Below are 16,453 nucleotides of genomic sequence, written 5' to 3' on the forward strand. Positions count from 1 at the left end.
GCTAACCCTCGCTATAACTGGTTTTTATGATGTCCCACTCTTTGTGTGGGGCATGTATGGGGCATTAGTCCCTAACTTTGCGTTTAGCAACGCAAGCTGGTCAGCGTTATGATCCGGCATCCAATCACCGTAGACGCTAAACAGCATTTGTGCTGAGGTGTGTCCCATTTGCATTGCAATAAATGCAGGGTTCGCCCCAGCGGATAACGACCAACACGCGAAAGTATGGCGCGATTGGTATGCATTTCGATGTCGCAGTTTAGCCCGTTTCACTGCCCGATCCCAGCTATCAGCTAGAGCAGTTGGTGTAAAACGTTCACCAGCTCCATTTCCTTTTGCATTTATCTTCGGATCAAACACGAAAGTGCATAGGTCTGTACGGCTTTTGCCATGCTCTCGCATTAACACATTTACTTTGCTGGTGGGTTTTAACCGCGTTAATGCCTGCTGCTTTCTTAATGCTTCTTTCGCAGGTTCCATCAGAAAAATAGTACGATCGGTACCGGCCTCTGTTTTGGGCAAAGTGTACTGTTTCACACTGGTCCAGTTACGCCGCACCGTTAGTGTGCCAGCTTCCAGATCGATATCTTCCCAAGCTAATGCACAAAGCTCACCGTGACGAAGGCCGGTATAAACAGCAATCGTCCAGATATTGACGGTTTGCTCATTTAGACAGGCAGAAATAAAGCGTACAAATTCATCCCTCGACAAAGGATCTGGTCGGACTCTGGTGCGTTTAAGCTTACTGACTGATGTGGTAGGATCTTCTTTTAAATAGCCACTTTCTACCGCGAATTTTACAGCGCCTTTCATGCAAATCACATAATCGTTAACTGTGGCCACAGTCCTACCAACAGGTATAACTTTCTTATTTCTTGCTGGCCGGTGATTTCCGGTTAACAGCTCATTTCTCATCGCGAAAATATCTTCACTGGTAAGCGAACTGATCATTCGACTTTGGCCCAATATGCGACCACAAGTCTCCAATTTCACTTTGTACCGACGCAAGGTGTTAAGTGACAATTCTGGCTGCTTCAGCTCAAGCCAACGATCAAATAGAGCTTTCACGCTTAATTCTCGGGTGCTATTGGTGGAGAACCGATGGGCATTTGGTGATTCAGGAAACTGCCGTGCGTAATCAAACGAACCGGTTTTAATTGAGTAAACAATCGACTGGCGCATTTCGCTGGACATCTTTCTGTTTTTTGGGGTATCCGGTATACCGAGGGATTCACGGAATCGTTCATTCTTATACATAAACCAAATCCGTAAAAAACCACCGTGGTTCTCCACCCCGGTGGGATAGATAATATTCTTTTGCATGATTCGCCCTTATGGGGAATTACACCGCCGGCTGATTTGATGCCTGATTAGCAATCCATATGTTGATGGCGGGGATATTATAGAGCGCTTCACTGGTTTTCCCTGGTGTACCTGTTGGCGCAACCAATAACCACTCCTTTCCCTGCCGCCAACCGCGCTGGCGGTATGACCGTATTTTCCCAGGACTAAAGCCAGTGATCGAGGCTAAGACCGCCTGTGTCACCCATTCATTAGCCTGGAGCTGTATCATGCTTGGTGAATCAACAACTGTAAGATTTACCACTATTAACCCCTCCACACTGTTTATTTAAAGGCCCGCCGCACACAGGCCGTGATAAATTTATTCAATATCGTTGCTGGTGGCTGGAATCAAACGCTGATAAATAGCAGAGACGTATGTAGCCTGGTGAATGGCATCCGCTAAAGCATTGTGCCGTTCTCCATCAAATGGCATATCTCGCTTTGGATCGAAGCCGATAGCCCGCCCCAGTTGCACCATTGTTCTCACGTCCAGATCGTTAAACCAGCTCCAGCATGGTTGTAACTGGCAGCGCTCATAGGCCGCACGAAGAATAACTTTATCGAATGCAGCACCATTGCCCCATACGTAGATCCGGCGGGAGTTACCAGACACCTCCGTCGAAAAATCATTTAACCCACGAAGTGCAACATCGATAGGAGTCGGATTATCGGTAATTGCAGATCTGGCCTCACTGCTTTGAGCTAACCACCACAGAATGGTACTGGCATCCGGTACCGCACCGAGAGCAACTTCACTTTCAAGGCTTACTGCGGTATAGAACGACGGGCCAATCTCACCTGTCGCTGGTTCAAAGAATACGGCACCGATAGCGACGATAGGCGCATCTGGTTTGTTTCCCATAGTTTCCAGATCGACCATTAAGTTATTCATTTATTTCCCTTATTTCATGTTCAATTAATTTGTTTATGGTACCGCCATTTGGCAGGTTGTTATTTGTTAATTATTTGATTTAACTGCGTATTGTTGTTCGTTTATTTTTGTTGCTTTATCTATTCCAAAATCATCCATTGGTTTTTGAAAACATACCCAGTTCGTATTCGCTCGTTTCCCTGATGGATGCCCAAACATTGGCGGTACCGGCGACAGTTTAATAATATCGCGGGTAGGGATATGCACCTCATTCCATTTAAAGATAAGTACCCCCCCCGGACGTAATACCCGGAACGCCTCAGCAAAGCCTTTAGTAAGGTCGTCTTTCCATGACTTACTAAGGATGCCGTATTTCTTTCCCTGCCAACCTTCAGGCCCGCAATGGGTAAGGTGGGGTGGGTCGAATACAACGATCTGGAAAGTATTATTGGCAAACGGCAACTGACGAAAATCAGCAATAATGTCTGGAGCTATCTCCAGCTTACGGCCATCACATAAAGTGTGACTTTCGGCACGGATATCGACGAATACAGCGCGCGGATCGGCACGGTTGAACCAGAACATGCGGGAGCCGCAGCACATATCTAAAATCGACTTATCCATCATGCCTCCTGCTCGATGATTGGTAACAAGCCAGCTTCATTACGAACAGCCTCGATCGCCTCTTCTGGATAGCCCCAAATATTCCCTTTCCGTAGACTGCTGTTTTCCGGCCCCAAGTAGTAAACATCGATGCGTTCACCTTTACAGATGTAGTTCCGCATCATTATGACCAACGACCGCAAAGTACCGCCGTGGTTAAACCCCTTCCAATGTCGGTTTTCGAAGTGGGTATAAATTCGCTTACCGGTATATTCATCGATCAGAAAAACCCTGCCGGTGTTGTTCAATTCGAGATGAGCAACTCTCTCCGTTCTTGTATCAAAGAAGAACCGGCGACCATGGGCGGCAATGATACGGATCAACTGATTGGCATGATCAAGGCGCTGTTGCTTCGTTGATTCGCTGCTTACCATAACTTCTGGCTCAACTTTTAGCCGAAGGGTGACCGGCCCTTCTCGGAAATCACCGTCAACTCTTCCATCCAGTTGTTTAATTTCCTGTTTTGTCAGGTTGTGCATTTTGGCGATACAGAAATCACCCTTAAGAACACCGACCCCTGGTGCGCGAGCAGATGTTTGACCGTAACTGTAGCCACGATCATTAAGCCACGCTTGGCATGCGTACCAGGCTTGAAAGTCGCCTTTTTGTTCGAACTTTAGTTGAAAGCTCATAGGTCACCTTGATGTTTTCTAATGGCCACACGCAGACGTTCAAAAATTGCTGCTGCAAAAAGTCTTTCTTCGCCAACATCACACGCCGCAAAATATTCATGAGCGGCCGTAACCGCAATTTGATGTTTATTGAGCAGCTCTGTTTTTAATGCATCAAGGTGGCAGCGTTCTCTGTGGGCTGCTAACGCTTCAGGATCGTATTCGATAGGGCGTAACCAGTAACAAACTGGCCCGTCGTCTGTTTCGTGGATGGATGCTATAAACCAGCCATCACCATATGGCGGAGTGGGATTCCACTTACTTACAGAGAAGTTAATTGAGTCGTATTCTGCCTGTAGCTCTTCAGCATTCTCTTCGTCTTCCATCCAACCTGTAGCGCCAGTAACACGATTAAGTGCTTTCCACGCGTCAAATTCACCTTCGACCCCAAATTCATTCCCGTTTGTAGGGACAAAAAAATCAGGGTGAATCCAGAAACCATGGCTATCACGTTCAACTGGTGCTGCTGTAATTGTCTTGATCATCACTGTTTCCTCGCATAGAGAACGCCATCAACTGGCAAGCATTCATATTCTGGTGGTAGACCTTGCTGCTGAATGTCGGCTATACAGTTCTTATCATCTGGGTATACGTAGCCTTGCGGCTCGTACTGGCACGGCTGGAATGTGTAGCAGACGAGTAAAAACAGGCCGTACATCATGATTTGCTGGCCGCAGTCAGTTCATTGAAGCGCGCTAAGAAAGCGATCCGCGCATCCCGTGATGACATTGGCACTATTGCCATTTCTGCCGGTGGAATACCTGCCAGCATGGGCCACTCCTTACCATCATCGATGTCTAACTCTTGGCGCTCGGTGGTCAGCATCACCAGATCGCAGTAGTGGACGACCGCGGACATTTCGGCAGGCAACCCAAAGGTTTCACGAACGACAGTATCAACCCGCTGCTCAATAGCTTGGTAGTCAGGCATTAGGCGTTTAAGAGGTGAGGGGATATCTTTGCAATATGCCTCGGTTGCATCATGTAACAGGGCTTCAAGGGCAAATTCTTCTGGCACAATCGTGCTTATTAACAAGCAATGTTGAGCAACACTATAGAAATTGGGCAGGTGACCAGCAAAACGGCATTCATGTGATAACGCCTGCGCGATATCTTCAATGCAAATACTGCTGGCGACGGGTTTTAGATAATCAAAGTCCAGCCCTGAATAAGTCGTAATATAAGACATAAATATACTCCACACGGTTTTTAGGTAATACCTCGCCAAATACCCCATTGCTGGGATATTTGAAGTGATACTAATAAGTTAAGGTTTAATTAATTACGCTTTAAATTTACCGATAAAGGTTTCAACTTCGACATCTTTAAATTTATCGGTAAGTAGCTCCAAAAATTCTACGGCAATCTTTTCTTCTTCCGCTTCCAGTTGAACAATGCGCAATACTAAAACGGGAACATTGCCGCCGGTGAGAATGCTATAGCGCAATTTAAATCGACGTTCGCCTAATCCCTCATAGGGAACACATTTAAATTCAAATGCCGCTGGCATAACATCTTTGCTTTTAGCTTCAACACTTTCCATTACAGATCGTTTAGCGCTGAAGTCTTGGTCTTCATGATCGGCAGAGCTGGTTTGTTCGATGGTAATGCGGCGTACTGCACCAACGGCTTTCTTTATATCCAGCACCACACCATCAGCATCAAAGGCCAGCAAGAATTCACGGTAATCTTCCAGCCATTCAGCAAGTTCTTTCTGAGTCTGCTTGCGACCATCAATATTAAGCAGTTCGCGGAATGGTGCTGTTTTCTTGAGTGATAAGCTGGCGGTGTTATCGGCATGCCCTGGATTTAGCAGAGTGCCAATGTTGAAGATAGTTTGTGCGCGCATTTCATCGGCATCAATAAAGCAGCGAACACCGTCACCAGCATAGCCAGATGAATATTTTACAAACTCATCAATGTTGCTGGTTTCCATCGCACCACGGAAGCGGTAACGCTCAACTTGGAATTGCTCAAGGCTTTTTACAGAAACACCAGCAGGCAAAGCAATTGTATCGCAAGCCATTCTATTTAATTGTTTTTCAATTATTGAAGTTAAAACCATATCGCGAACTTCGGTGATGGCTGATGAATCTAATTGTTGAGACATATAAAGTCCTTAATAAATATAATTTGGTGATGGCGATTAAATTAATTAACGGTCTTTAGTTTTCCGTCAGTATCGCCCTTAATTGTGAATAACTGGCCTTGATCTTCCTGCATAATTGCCAGCTTACCGCCTTTGCCAACATACATAGGCGTTTCGGTTGTATCTTCTTCGGATGATTTACCGCGTGGCGTTGGGGTGGTGAATTTAAGCTTATGGGAGATCATAACGCGCTTTTCTTCCATTGAATTACTCATACGAGATAAATCAAACTCAATGGTTACCTTTCCTTTGCCGCCATTATTCAGAACACCTAATGCGGCAGCATTTAAAGCCGCAGATATTTTATTTTCGAAAATACCGGCATCCAGTTCACCAAGAAATTCCGGTACCACGGTTTTTCTTTCTTCACTCATTGGGGTGATCCTCAGTAATGCAGTTTGCACTGCGTTGTTTACTCCACACACAGAGAAGTACTCCGATCCGGGGGCTTTATACTGTACGGGTTTAAAGGGATAACACGCCCGGAGCACTTCTCTGTGTGTAAAAAGAGCGGCTGGCCTGTCAGAACATTATCCTCACTTCCCCCTGGTGTTGGTTGATTGAGAACTGGCGCAGCCGCTAAAGACACAGCAATGGAACAAGGTTGTGATTTCCGGCGCTTATCTCCGGCTGCTGCAATTGCACAGGCTAGCTCTTTGGCAAACCACAATCGGCTGAGCACTACATTTGACCACCTTACGACGCATGGGCCGTTACGCAGGCTCTGCGACCTAACTACCTTGCCGCCAGCGGTGGTAACACAGCTGCTGTCCATATATCCGGTGTAATGCTCATGCGATTGTGAGCCTGGTTACTTCTCCACCTCAGGCGGCGGTGGTATCTTGGGAGTTCTCACACAACCAAGAAGGGACGTAAATGAAACCTATTGATACTGCTAAGCAAATGGCATTTGAATACATCCGTACGCAAAATAATGAGTATTCACCAGCCGAGTTCTTAATTGCTGTAAGGCGCTTTAGCGCGATGTTTGCAGACCTTTTTGAACTGTCACCGTCAGAGTTACTGACTGAGGCTGAACGCTCTCGGAAGGCAAATTAGCGCTAATCAGAACCGCCCTCATACCGACCACTAACGCTTCAGCAGTGACTCTTGCAGCTTCATTCACTGCTGTTTTGGTTTTGCCAGCAATCACCATTTCTGCTACGACGCGAGATATTGTCGGTTGGAAAAGTTCAATTAAGTGATTAGCAAAATGCTTGTTAACTACACCACCAAAGAGATTGTCCAATCCCTCTTCGTAACTATTTTTATCGACTTGAGCCATTCTTAATTACTCCACACTGTTAACCCTACTAAGCGAATCATCCGGTGTTTCGTATGCCACCGGCAGCTACTTCGTGGGCGTCCTGCCTGTTCGCTGTTGATGGATTAAATCTAACTTAACTTAGTTTTTAGGTCAAGCAAAAACCAAACTAAACTTAGTTTAATTTGATTTGAGTTGAAGTGGGATTTACTGAGGGCTAGATGTCGTACTGTACGCCTTTAACTACACCGATGATGGTGCAGTTTCCATTGATTGGTATATTGGGATAGCGAGGATTAAGGGGAACTAAAAACTTCATTGGGCCATCGATAACTAATTTTTTTATAGTGGCTTCATTGGTTCCATCGAGCCTAGCAACGACGATTTTACCATTAAGTACTTCCGCGTCGGGATCAACTATGACCGTGGCTCCCTGAGGTATGGTTGGTATGCCATTAGGGTTTGTCATGGAATCCCCTTTCACTTCCAAGGCAAAGGAATTACCGGAAATACGTAGAGATGTCTCTACCCACCGATCCGTATCAGAAAATGCTTCCACTGCATTTGATTCAGTAAACAACCCCGCTTGCACCCAAGATATAACTGGAACTCGGCGCATTCTGGTGATCAGCTTATCTTCAAACGCTGTTCCATAAAGGATGTATTCAATAGACGTATTGAAGAACTTTGCGAGTTTAGATAGTGACTCCCCACTGGGTACGTTTACATCCTTCTCCCAATAACCAACCGCAACGTCACTTACGCCACAAAATTTGCCTAAATCTTTCTGGGAAGTCTTAGTGACCTTTCTTAACGATTTTATACGCTGGCCGACCGTTTCCATCTAATCACCATGAATTTAATAAAGCTAAGTAATCTTAGTTTCTATTGACCTAAGTTAGATTAGAATTTAATATCTAACTTAACTTAGTAATGGAGGCGATATGACCACAGACGACATTGAAAAATACTTCGGAAGTGCAGAAAAAGTAGCCGCTTTTTTTGGGATTACCAGCGAGGCCGTCTATCAGTGGCGAAATCGTCCAAGAAAGCTAATTCCGAAAGGCCGGGCAGCTGAAGCCGCATATCGGACAAATGGAAAGCTTCAGTTCAAAGCTGAGCTTTACGAGAAGACTAACGAATCTGCGTCTTAATCGAAACCACCAGATAGGAAGAAACATTGTGGATAACAAAGACTTTCCAACTCAGCCAGACATCAGCGACGCAATACACCAGTTGATCACTCAAACGCCTGGCAAGTATGACGCGATGGCAAAACAGTTATGTCCTTTGTCCGGTACCGAGAATGCACTACGTAACCGCGTTCGCCAGTTAGCCGGGCAAGTGGTGCCATTTGGGATGGCTGTAGAGATGGAATCAATCTCAGGCCGTTCCGACATCACAGAAGCTATGTGTAAACGTGCTGGTGGTGTGTTCGTGAAATTGCCACAGGTTGATGAGACAGGTAACGAGGAGTTGCTTATCAAGTTTAACGAGTTGCTATCGGCCCTGGGTGATTTTGGTCGTGCACATAATCAGTTCACAGCCGACGGTGTTTTAGATCGGGATGAGAGCAAGAGGTTGAAAGCTAAGGGGTATAGAGCACAGTCAATTATTGCAGAAATTATTGTTGTATCAGAGATGTTATGGGGTGACGCCTCCGTGTGCGGCACAGAGGCGTCGGGTGCATTAACTAAACGTGTGGAGTAATTAACGCATGAACATTGTAGCGGCTAAACGTTCTATTCCGCAACTGCGTTGCGTTTGTGTCAGTCCGTTCCGGTATGAACGAATGATAAAGGGTCGGTGGGTACCGTGCAACCACAGCAGGGGGCGGGGAATTGTGGGTGCTGTTCGTCGTAAGTGGGGCCGCGTATGACTAACCCTGGATCAACTACAACAAACCCAATCCAATTACTTGATCGTTATTACAAAGATAAGCGTGGTATTCGTGTTCACGTCATTCGCTATGACAGCACCACAGGCGAGGTTATTTACCTGCGTGATGGTTATGAGCATGGCGAGTTATCAAAGCCTATAAGACGGTTCAGGGCTGAGTTTTCCAAGGTGGATGTATGAGCAGCAAATTACACGGTCTAGTTTGGGAGGGTTGCGCCTTTGCGGGGCTAATTCTGTCCCGTGTTGCTGTTATGGCTCGTCTGGCTGATTACAGTAATGACGAGGGCGTATCGTGGCCAGCGGTAGAAACCATCCAGCAGCAGATCGGGGCTAAAAGTAAAACCACCGTATCGTCTGCGATTGATGAACTCGAGCGTGAAGGTTGGCTGGTTAAGCAAGAGCGCAAGGTTGGTGGCCGCAATTTAAGTAACCTTTACATTCTCAATGTTGAAAAGTTGGAGCTAGCGGCTGGCGCGGCTAAGCAACACTATCGTAAAGAGAAAAAGCAACCTTCAAAAACTACCCCCCCAAATATTGAGGGGTCAATAGTTAAGGGGTCAACGGTTGACCTATCAAATATTGAGGGGTTAATGGTTGATAAAAGTCAGCCAAACAACCCCCCAATGGTTGACCCCGATCCGTCATTAACTTCAAAACAAGATCCGTCAAATACAAAGACTATTGGTCAGTCGTCTACGGCAACCGACCCGCAGCCAGTTGATTCTTTAAAAATTGATTATTCAGCAGTGCTGGAGGCTTACCACGCAACTCTGCCAGAAATGCCCGGAGTGCTGGATATGACGAAAGACCGTCAAACAAAGCTCCGTGCTCTCTGGAAAAAATACGATCTCAATCTGGAAAAATGGTCTGCCTATCTGCGCTACATCTCAAAGAAATGCCGTTGGATGCTTGAGGACCGCCCTGATACATCATCGGGTAAGACGTGGCGCCGCAAGAACTTTGATTATCTGATCACTGAAAAATGCTATCTGGCCGTGAAAGAAGTGCGGGCAGACGACCTGCCAAAAGTGCCGAAGATGGACACGGTGACCAGACAAGAAGCGTTTGACCGCCTGATATTACGCCACGGAAAGGCACAAAACACCGTAGAGAAAACAGCACTTTCCATGGCTGGCGGTCTTGGTCGCATGAATGAAACCTCCGCACGAATTGAATGGAACGGTATCTGGGCCAAGGCACTTGATCAGGTCAGTGAGAACGAACTTCGGAGGCTTGCATCATGATTGATTTCTCCAATACCGAATATGTCCAATCATTGGCGGCGCTTAAGTCGGCTGAGTCTCATTTGCTGAAAGAAGTTGGCGATCAGTGGCGTACTCCCGATGCGTTGTTCTGGGGCATTAATCAGATGTTTGGCCCTCTGGTTCTGGATTTGTTCACCGACGGTGAAAACAGTAAATGCCCTGATTTCTACACGGCAGAAGATAACGCGCTGGTCCAAGACTGGGCTGAGCGAGTGAAAGAGCTTAAAGGCGCGGCGTTCGGTAACCCACCTTATTCCCGCGCTAAACAGCATGAAGGTGAATACATCACTGGCATGACACACATCATGCAGCACACAGCGGCAATGCGTGACGCCGGTGGGCGCTATGTTTTCCTGATTAAAGTCGCCACATCAGAGAGCTGGTGGCCAGAGCAAGCCGACCACATAGCGTTCATTCGCGGTCGCGTTGGTTTCGACCTCCCACGCTGGTTTATTCCGGCAGATGATAAACAGGTACCGAGCGGTGCATTCTTCGCTGGCGCCATAGCGATATTTGATAAGACGTGGCGCGGGCCAGCAACAAGTTATGTCTCACTGGATCAGCTTATGACTACCGGCGCGGCATTCTTAGCGCAGATCCGCAGAGAGGCCGAGCGTCTTGCACCACAAAGCCAACCGCAAAATATTCCTGAAATTATTCTGGTACCGGAAACCGGTAACACTGTCTGGCCAGTCGAAGTAAATCTGTATTTTGGCAAGGTACCTGGTGCTGCTGAATTACCAGCCGACCTGCAACATAAAATTTTAGGCAATATCAATCGCATGAAATTAGACGGTATTCCGTCTGATGCCATCATTGCTGCCGCCACAACACTTACCGCCGCTATGGGAGCAACAGCATGAAAGAAATCATCGTAGATAATTTTGCGGGCGGTGGTGGTGCCAGCACAGGGATCGAAATGGCAACGGGGCGCAGTGTTGATATCGCCATCAATCATGACGAAAACGCCATTGCTATGCATACGACAAACCACCCTGACACACTGCATTACTGCGAATCAGTATTTGATATTGACCCAGTAGCAGCGACCGCCGGCAGACCTGTTGGCCTGGCATGGTTCAGTCCTGATTGCCGCCATTTTTCGAAAGCTAAAGGCAGTAAACCGGTTAAAAAAGAGATCCGTGGTTTAGCGTGGATTGTCGTGCGCTGGGCTTTGGCGAAAAAGCCTCGAGTAGTCATGCTGGAAAATGTCGAAGAGTTTAAGACGTGGGGACCGCTGATTACTGTTGAAGATGGTACCGAGCATCCTGATCCTGCTCGCGCTGGCGAGACATTCGCTGCTTTCGTTGGCATGTTGACCACCGGTATTGATTCTCAGCACCCAGCACTACAGGAATGCTGTGAGGTCTTAGGGCTTGATATCAATGGCGCTGAGGCTAAGCGTTTAGTTTCTGGCTTGGGCTATGTTGTAGAGTTCAGAGAACTTCGGGCCAGTGATTACGGTGCACCAACCATCAGAAAGCGCTTTTTCATGGTGATGCGTTGTGATGGGCAACCGGTGGTATGGCCGGAGCCAACTCACGGCGATCCTAAGTCGTTGGACGTTCAAAGCGGACACCGTGAACCGTGGCGCACTGCTGCCGAATGCATTGACTGGTCAATTCCATGCCCGAGTATTTTCGAGCGTAAGAAGCCGCTGGCTGAGAACACGCTAAAACGTATTGCGCGTGGCATTCAACGCTTTGTTATCGATAACCCAACGCCGTTTATCGTGAAGTGCAACCATACCAGTACCAAAACCTCATACGATTGTTTCCGAGGTCAAGCTCTGGATCAGCCATTGCAGACCATCACCAAAACTCACGGCTATGCAGTTGTTACCCCTCATATCACTAAATTTCGGACTGGCGCTACTGGGCAGGAATGTGATGAACCCTTGCCAACTATCACCGCCGGGAGTTCTGCTCGTCCAGGTGGTAACGGTCACGCATTAGGAATGGTTGAAGCAAAGCTGACCCCGTTCATTGCTGGCGCTGGCGGACCTAAATATTCAGCTAAACCGCGTTCTGCAGAGCAGCCGATGCATACGCTCTGTAGCACAAATCATTCTTGCCTTATTGCCCCAATCATTGCCCGTATCGGTCAAACCGGTTTCGGTGGCGACCGCATGGCATATGAAGCCGGTAAACCACTGACGACAATCACTAGCAAGGCTGAGCACCTTCTTGTAGCCCCGATTATTACCCGTGAGTTTGGCAATAGTGTGGGGCATGTGGTTGATGAGCCAAGCGGTACTATTACTGCGGGCGGCGGTGGCAAGTCTCGGCTTGTTTCTGCGTTCTTAGCTAAACACTTCGGTGGCAACTATACCGGCCCCGGTGCTGATCTGGGACAGCCAGCCCATACAGTAACTACCGTTGATCATCATGCCTTGGTCACATCTAATCTCATTAAGATGCGCGGTACAAATACAGGGCAAAAAGTTACAGAACCGCTACAAACGGTCACTGCTGGAGGGAATCATTTTGGGGAGGTACGCGCCTTTTTACTGAAATATTACGGTAATGAGAAAGAGGGCGTTAGCCTGAATGATCCCCTACATACAGTTACGACTAATGACCGGTTCGGGCTGGTCACGGTCGAGGGTATTGATTATCAGATCGTCGATATTGGCATGCGTATGCTGCAACCCCATGAGTTATACGCCGCGCAGGGCTTCCCGACCTGGTACATCATCGATCGTGACTACACCGGCACTAAGTATGCGAAAGATAAACAAGTAGCCCGCTGTGGTAATGCTGTGCCACCGCCGTTTGCTGAGGCGTTGGTTCGGGCAAATCTCCCAGAAATGTGTATCGAACGTAAAGAGGTGGCGGCTTGAAACTAATCCTGCCATTTCCACCATCGGTAAATAGCTACTGGCGCGCCCCGAGCAAGGGGCCGTTAGCTGGTCGCCATCTTATCAGCGTTAAGGGGCGTCAGTTCCGATCTGAGGCTTTGGCCTGCATTCTTGAGCAGTTGCGGCGGATGCCGAAAGCCATTACCGATCCGGTTGCAGTCTCTATCGTTTTTTACCCTCCAAATCTTATCCGGCGGGATCTGGATAATTTTATGAAAGCGCCCTTGGATGCCCTGACTCATGCGGGTGTATGGGTTGATGATAGCCAGGTAAAAAAGCTAACGATTGAGTGGGGACCAATCATCAAGGGAGGGAAGATAGAGATAGTTATCAGTGAGGTGAATAAAAATGTTCCTCGTTGATATTGTATTGATGTACAGTGTTTGTGCAGTTATTCACCTCTCCAATTGTGCGGACATTGGATTGGAGAGACTTGATAAAGCTAATGTGTGGAGTGAATTATGAATCAGTTACTCGTAATTGAGGGTGTTTCCGTTCGTCTCGATAATTCTGGTCGTTACTGCCTGAATGACTTACATCGTGCTGCTGGTGCGTTAGATAAACATAAACCAGCGTTTTGGCTCAGGAACGAACAAGCTGTTCAGTTAGTGACCGAGTTGCAGATTAGCAACTCGCCTATGGAACAACCCGTTCATGTCGTGCGTGGTGGTATCGAGCAGGGTACTTATGTCTGTAAAGAATTGGTGTATGCCTATGCTATGTGGATTAGTGCATCATTCAGTTTGAAAGTGATCCGAACATTCGATCTAGTTGTCAGCCATTCAATTACCGCAGCAAACCCATCAGCAGATAAAATGCAGGCTGGTGTCATTTTGTTAGAGTTCATGCGTAAAGAACTCAATCTTTCCAATTCCTCTGTTCTTGGTGCTTGCCAAAAGTTACAGCAAGCGATCGGCTTACCAAATCTAGCACCTGAATATGCCATTGATGCCCCTTCTGATGCTGTCGACGGCTCAAGCCGTCCAACTATGGCACTGAGTACGGTACTTAAATCTCGGTCAATCCCCATTAGAACGACAGTAGCATTTGGTCGTCTGGCCGAGTTGGGTATTGTTGAACGCCGATCCCGTCCGAGCACATCACCAAAAGCCAAAGGGGGGATTAAATACTTTTGGTCAGTGACGTCAAAAGGGCTGCTTTATGGCAAGAACCTCACCAGTCCGGGTAATCCACGTGAGACGCAACCACATTTCTATGAATCGAAAGTGGCTGAACTCATTAAATTAATGATGACGGCTAAAGCAGCATGAGGGCGTTATTAACTCCATTTATTCAGCGTGAGCTTGGCCTCGTCTTTTTAAAGCCGGGGCCGGACCTGATGCCTTACATGTCGGGTCGGTTGCTGGTGGCCAGTGAGCCGGAAGAGTTTAAATCGCTTCCCGCCGGCAGGTTGCCTTTTGTCGATCAGCAACTGGCTAACGATCCACGCCTGCTGCCATTCTTTGAACATGAAAGGGTTATCCGCGCTGCTGGTGGCCCTCGAGTGCTTGAGGCTCGAGTGGGGCTATTAAAAGGGTGCCAGTGGGTTCACCCAAACGAAAGCTATCACGATAAGAACCTGACAACGCTCAGCTATAAAGGGAAATCTATCCGCTTGTGTTGGGCATGTGACAACCGGCTTAGTGGGCAAAACATCCCACGGTTAGATCAGCTAGCAACTTCCAACCTTATCACTTGGTTGATTGAGACAATTCGTGGTTATTTCCGCTTTACTGAGGGTCACCAGCTTACCATGCCGGAGCTGTGTTGGTGGGCGGTGGTTAACGAGGTTTATGACCTGCTACCTGATTCTATCGCTCGTTCCTCTCTGCATATGCCACCAGCAGTGATCGAAACTGGCGGTACAAAGGAAAGCGATATTACCTGGTCGCCAGCACCGCAAGAGGTTGTAGCCAAGAAAGTAGCTAAAGCTAACCCACCAGCGGAAGTAGCAGTAAAGCCAGCGCTAGCCTTAAAAGTTGATGCCGAGCCGCCAGCAGGTTTTATGCTCAGGCCAAAACTGCGGCGCTGGGAGAGCCGGAAATATCTGCAATGGGTGAAATCACAGCCTTGCTGCGGTTGTGGCAATGGCGACTGTGACCCTCACCACATCATCGGACACGGGCAGGGCGGCATGGCAACCAAGGCCCATGACCTGTTCACCTTCCCTTTGTGCCGCAACTGTCACGATGAATTACATGCCAACCAGCGCGAGTGGGAAGAGAAGTACGGAAACCAGATAGTTCTATTATTCCGCTTTATGGATCGTTCAATCGGTATAGGGGCTTTAGCATGAGAGACATTTCTTTAGTTTTGGCCCGCTGGGGCGTTTGGGCGCGTGATAATTCCGGTACTGATTATTCATCTATAGCGGCGGGATTTAAGGGGCTATTGCCAGTTACATCGAGCCGTAAAGAATCTTGCTGTGATGATGATGGCCTGATCGTTGATGCAGCAGTAGGACAGTTAAAGGCCCGGCGATTGACGCATGAATACTCACTGATATGCCTACATTACATTCTTGGTGTTTCAAAGCGCCAGATAGCGAAGCGATACAAAGTATCTGAGGGGCGAGTTCGCCAGCAGATGCAGGTGGCAGAGGGTTTTGTAGATGGTTGTCTAGCAATGACTGGTGCTGTTCTTGAGATGGACCCTTATACCCAAATCCAACATATTCATGAAAATGATAAAAAAGGATTAGTGCGCTACGCATAAAGTGTTCTAGTGTGATAAGAGTTGGTTGTGCAGTAGCGCTTATCCAGTCAAACAAACCTCGCCTTTGTGCGAGGTTTATTCGCTTTAGCGCCTATTAATGAGCTTAAGCCACGGTTATGATTTGTTTTTCATATTTATAGGTATTGCATAATGGCATGGCAAGGGATTCCATTTATACCGGAACACATTATTTCAAATAGTTATCTTGCTATTAGTAAAGTTCCTAAAATAATTATTGACTCTGGATTTGCTTGGGAAGCAGTAATTGCAACAGTTGCTGGTTCTTTCATCGCTGGAGCAATCCCTGCTTTGATTGCATGGAAATCAATAACAAATAGTAATAAACTGCTGACATCTCAACTTAAGCTCACTCAGAGTATTGAGATGAATAATAAAATTAGGGATTTTAGTGCACAGTATGCGGCTGAAGTTGAAATTATCGGTTCGCTGATGCTTGCCAAGCGTAAAGTTCTTATTGCCGCTGGTAAAAGTATAGAAATGCAAGATGTCTCTGAATTATTTGAGGCTGCAAGAAAGTTAAACAGTTATACCAATTCAGTGCTTCTCCTACTTAACACTGATAATCTAGAATATAAAAGTATAGAAAAGAGTTTTAAAAATTGCGAAAGCATCATCCGAGAAGCAACTAAAAAAGAAATTCCTCTCGATGCAGTAAATCTACCAGGCATAGAAAACGCAATTAATGAATTTCTTAATATTATGCGTAGATATTTAAAAATTGAAATGAAGTCG

At 47.0% G+C, this 16,453-nt stretch carries 23 protein-coding genes; 12 read left to right on the plus strand and 11 right to left on the minus strand.

Annotation, left to right across the window (positions count from 1 at the left end; all coding sequences use genetic code 11):
- Positions 1–24 precede the first annotated feature (24 nt).
- The 9 genes from V1952_RS04490 to V1952_RS04530 all read right to left on the minus strand — a co-directional run bounded on the left by V1952_RS04490 (position 25) and on the right by V1952_RS04530 (position 6,071).
- Positions 25–1,323 carry an Arm DNA-binding domain-containing protein gene (locus V1952_RS04490; RefSeq protein ID WP_420074360.1) on the minus strand — a complete coding sequence of 433 codons (1,299 nt, stop codon included), beginning with the start codon at positions 1,321–1,323 and terminating at the stop codon, positions 25–27.
- Between the two features lie 19 nt (positions 1,324–1,342).
- Positions 1,343–1,606, minus strand: coding sequence for an excisionase family protein (gene xisR, locus V1952_RS04495; RefSeq protein ID WP_226720255.1), 264 nt, complete (start codon positions 1,604–1,606; stop codon positions 1,343–1,345).
- Positions 1,607–1,663: 57 nt separating this feature from the next.
- Positions 1,664–2,236, minus strand: coding sequence for a 3'-5' exonuclease (locus tag V1952_RS04500; protein WP_420074361.1), 573 nt, complete (start codon positions 2,234–2,236; stop codon positions 1,664–1,666).
- A 66-nt stretch (positions 2,237–2,302) separates the two neighbouring features.
- Positions 2,303–2,839: a class I SAM-dependent methyltransferase gene (locus V1952_RS04505; protein WP_420074362.1), complete on the minus strand. Its 537-nt coding sequence runs from the start codon at positions 2,837–2,839 to the stop codon at positions 2,303–2,305.
- Positions 2,839–3,510 carry a hypothetical protein gene (locus V1952_RS04510; protein WP_420074363.1) on the minus strand — a complete coding sequence of 224 codons (672 nt, stop codon included), beginning with the start codon at positions 3,508–3,510 and terminating at the stop codon, positions 2,839–2,841. The genes V1952_RS04505 and V1952_RS04510 overlap by 1 nt, the downstream gene beginning before the upstream one ends.
- A complete protein-coding gene (locus V1952_RS04515) occupies positions 3,507–4,034 on the minus strand; it encodes a hypothetical protein (RefSeq protein WP_420074364.1) in 528 nt (175 codons plus the stop codon). The genes V1952_RS04510 and V1952_RS04515 overlap by 4 nt, the downstream gene beginning before the upstream one ends.
- 172 nt (positions 4,035–4,206) lie before the next feature.
- Positions 4,207–4,737: an HD family hydrolase gene (locus V1952_RS04520; protein ID WP_420074365.1), complete on the minus strand. Its 531-nt coding sequence runs from the start codon at positions 4,735–4,737 to the stop codon at positions 4,207–4,209.
- 93 nt (positions 4,738–4,830) lie between these two features.
- Entirely contained in the window at positions 4,831–5,658 is an 828-nt protein-coding gene (locus tag V1952_RS04525; protein ID WP_420074366.1) for a YfdQ family protein, read from the minus strand.
- Between the two features lie 41 nt (positions 5,659–5,699).
- On the minus strand, positions 5,700–6,071 hold the full coding sequence (locus V1952_RS04530) for a hypothetical protein (RefSeq protein ID WP_145585193.1): 372 nt from the start codon (positions 6,069–6,071) through the stop codon (positions 5,700–5,702).
- A 502-nt stretch (positions 6,072–6,573) separates the two neighbouring features.
- Here V1952_RS04530 and V1952_RS04535 point away from each other — a divergent pair.
- On the plus strand, positions 6,574–6,756 hold the full coding sequence (locus tag V1952_RS04535; RefSeq protein ID WP_420074367.1) for a YdiH family protein: 183 nt from the start codon (positions 6,574–6,576) through the stop codon (positions 6,754–6,756).
- Here the strand turns inward: V1952_RS04535 and V1952_RS04540 are convergent.
- Positions 6,674–6,982: a hypothetical protein gene (locus tag V1952_RS04540; protein WP_420074377.1), complete on the minus strand. Its 309-nt coding sequence runs from the start codon at positions 6,980–6,982 to the stop codon at positions 6,674–6,676. The two genes, V1952_RS04535 and V1952_RS04540, sit on opposite strands and share 83 nt — an antisense overlap.
- Before the next feature lie 196 nt (positions 6,983–7,178).
- The gene (locus tag V1952_RS04545; protein ID WP_342079784.1) at positions 7,179–7,805 is read right to left on the minus strand and encodes a LexA family transcriptional regulator; all 627 of its coding nucleotides are present in this window, start codon (positions 7,803–7,805) and stop codon (positions 7,179–7,181) included.
- A gap of 100 nt (positions 7,806–7,905) precedes the next feature.
- On the opposite strand from V1952_RS04545, the gene V1952_RS04550 reads away from it, so the two are divergent.
- From V1952_RS04550 to V1952_RS04600, 11 genes are all read left to right on the plus strand, one after another.
- Positions 7,906–8,115 carry a Cro/CI family transcriptional regulator gene (locus V1952_RS04550; RefSeq protein WP_145567478.1) on the plus strand — a complete coding sequence of 70 codons (210 nt, stop codon included), beginning with the start codon at positions 7,906–7,908 and terminating at the stop codon, positions 8,113–8,115.
- A gap of 28 nt (positions 8,116–8,143) precedes the next feature.
- On the plus strand, positions 8,144–8,671 hold the full coding sequence (locus tag V1952_RS04555; protein WP_050136697.1) for a YmfL family putative regulatory protein: 528 nt from the start codon (positions 8,144–8,146) through the stop codon (positions 8,669–8,671).
- Positions 8,672–8,836: 165 nt separating this feature from the next.
- The gene (locus V1952_RS04560) at positions 8,837–9,040 is read left to right on the plus strand and encodes a DUF4222 domain-containing protein (protein WP_050146783.1); all 204 of its coding nucleotides are present in this window, start codon (positions 8,837–8,839) and stop codon (positions 9,038–9,040) included.
- A complete protein-coding gene (locus V1952_RS04565) occupies positions 9,037–10,104 on the plus strand; it encodes a helix-turn-helix domain-containing protein (protein ID WP_420074368.1) in 1,068 nt (355 codons plus the stop codon). The genes V1952_RS04560 and V1952_RS04565 overlap by 4 nt, the downstream gene beginning before the upstream one ends.
- On the plus strand, positions 10,101–10,988 hold the full coding sequence (locus tag V1952_RS04570; protein WP_420074369.1) for a phage N-6-adenine-methyltransferase: 888 nt from the start codon (positions 10,101–10,103) through the stop codon (positions 10,986–10,988). Before V1952_RS04565 ends, V1952_RS04570 begins: the two co-directional genes overlap by 4 nt.
- The gene (locus V1952_RS04575) at positions 10,985–12,967 is read left to right on the plus strand and encodes a DNA cytosine methyltransferase (RefSeq protein ID WP_420074370.1); all 1,983 of its coding nucleotides are present in this window, start codon (positions 10,985–10,987) and stop codon (positions 12,965–12,967) included. Before V1952_RS04570 ends, V1952_RS04575 begins: the two co-directional genes overlap by 4 nt.
- Positions 12,964–13,347 carry a RusA family crossover junction endodeoxyribonuclease gene (locus V1952_RS04580; protein ID WP_420074371.1) on the plus strand — a complete coding sequence of 128 codons (384 nt, stop codon included), beginning with the start codon at positions 12,964–12,966 and terminating at the stop codon, positions 13,345–13,347. Before V1952_RS04575 ends, V1952_RS04580 begins: the two co-directional genes overlap by 4 nt.
- Positions 13,348–13,446: 99 nt before the next feature.
- On the plus strand, positions 13,447–14,256 hold the full coding sequence (locus V1952_RS04585; protein ID WP_420074372.1) for a KilA-N domain-containing protein: 810 nt from the start codon (positions 13,447–13,449) through the stop codon (positions 14,254–14,256).
- Positions 14,253–15,281 (plus strand): DUF968 domain-containing protein, encoded by a 1,029-nt coding sequence (locus tag V1952_RS04590; protein WP_420074373.1) that lies wholly within the window; start codon positions 14,253–14,255, stop codon positions 15,279–15,281. The genes V1952_RS04585 and V1952_RS04590 overlap by 4 nt, the downstream gene beginning before the upstream one ends.
- The gene (locus V1952_RS04595) at positions 15,278–15,700 is read left to right on the plus strand and encodes an antiterminator Q family protein (RefSeq protein WP_049647615.1); all 423 of its coding nucleotides are present in this window, start codon (positions 15,278–15,280) and stop codon (positions 15,698–15,700) included. The genes V1952_RS04590 and V1952_RS04595 overlap by 4 nt, the downstream gene beginning before the upstream one ends.
- 150 nt (positions 15,701–15,850) lie before the next feature.
- The coding region (locus tag V1952_RS04600) for a hypothetical protein (RefSeq protein WP_420074374.1) at positions 15,851–16,453 on the plus strand (603 nt) is incomplete at its 3' end.

The sequence above is a fragment of the Yersinia sp. 2542 StPb PI genome, assembly GCF_048593855.1.
In the GTDB taxonomy this organism is placed as follows: domain Bacteria; phylum Pseudomonadota; class Gammaproteobacteria; order Enterobacterales; family Enterobacteriaceae; genus Yersinia; species Yersinia enterocolitica_E.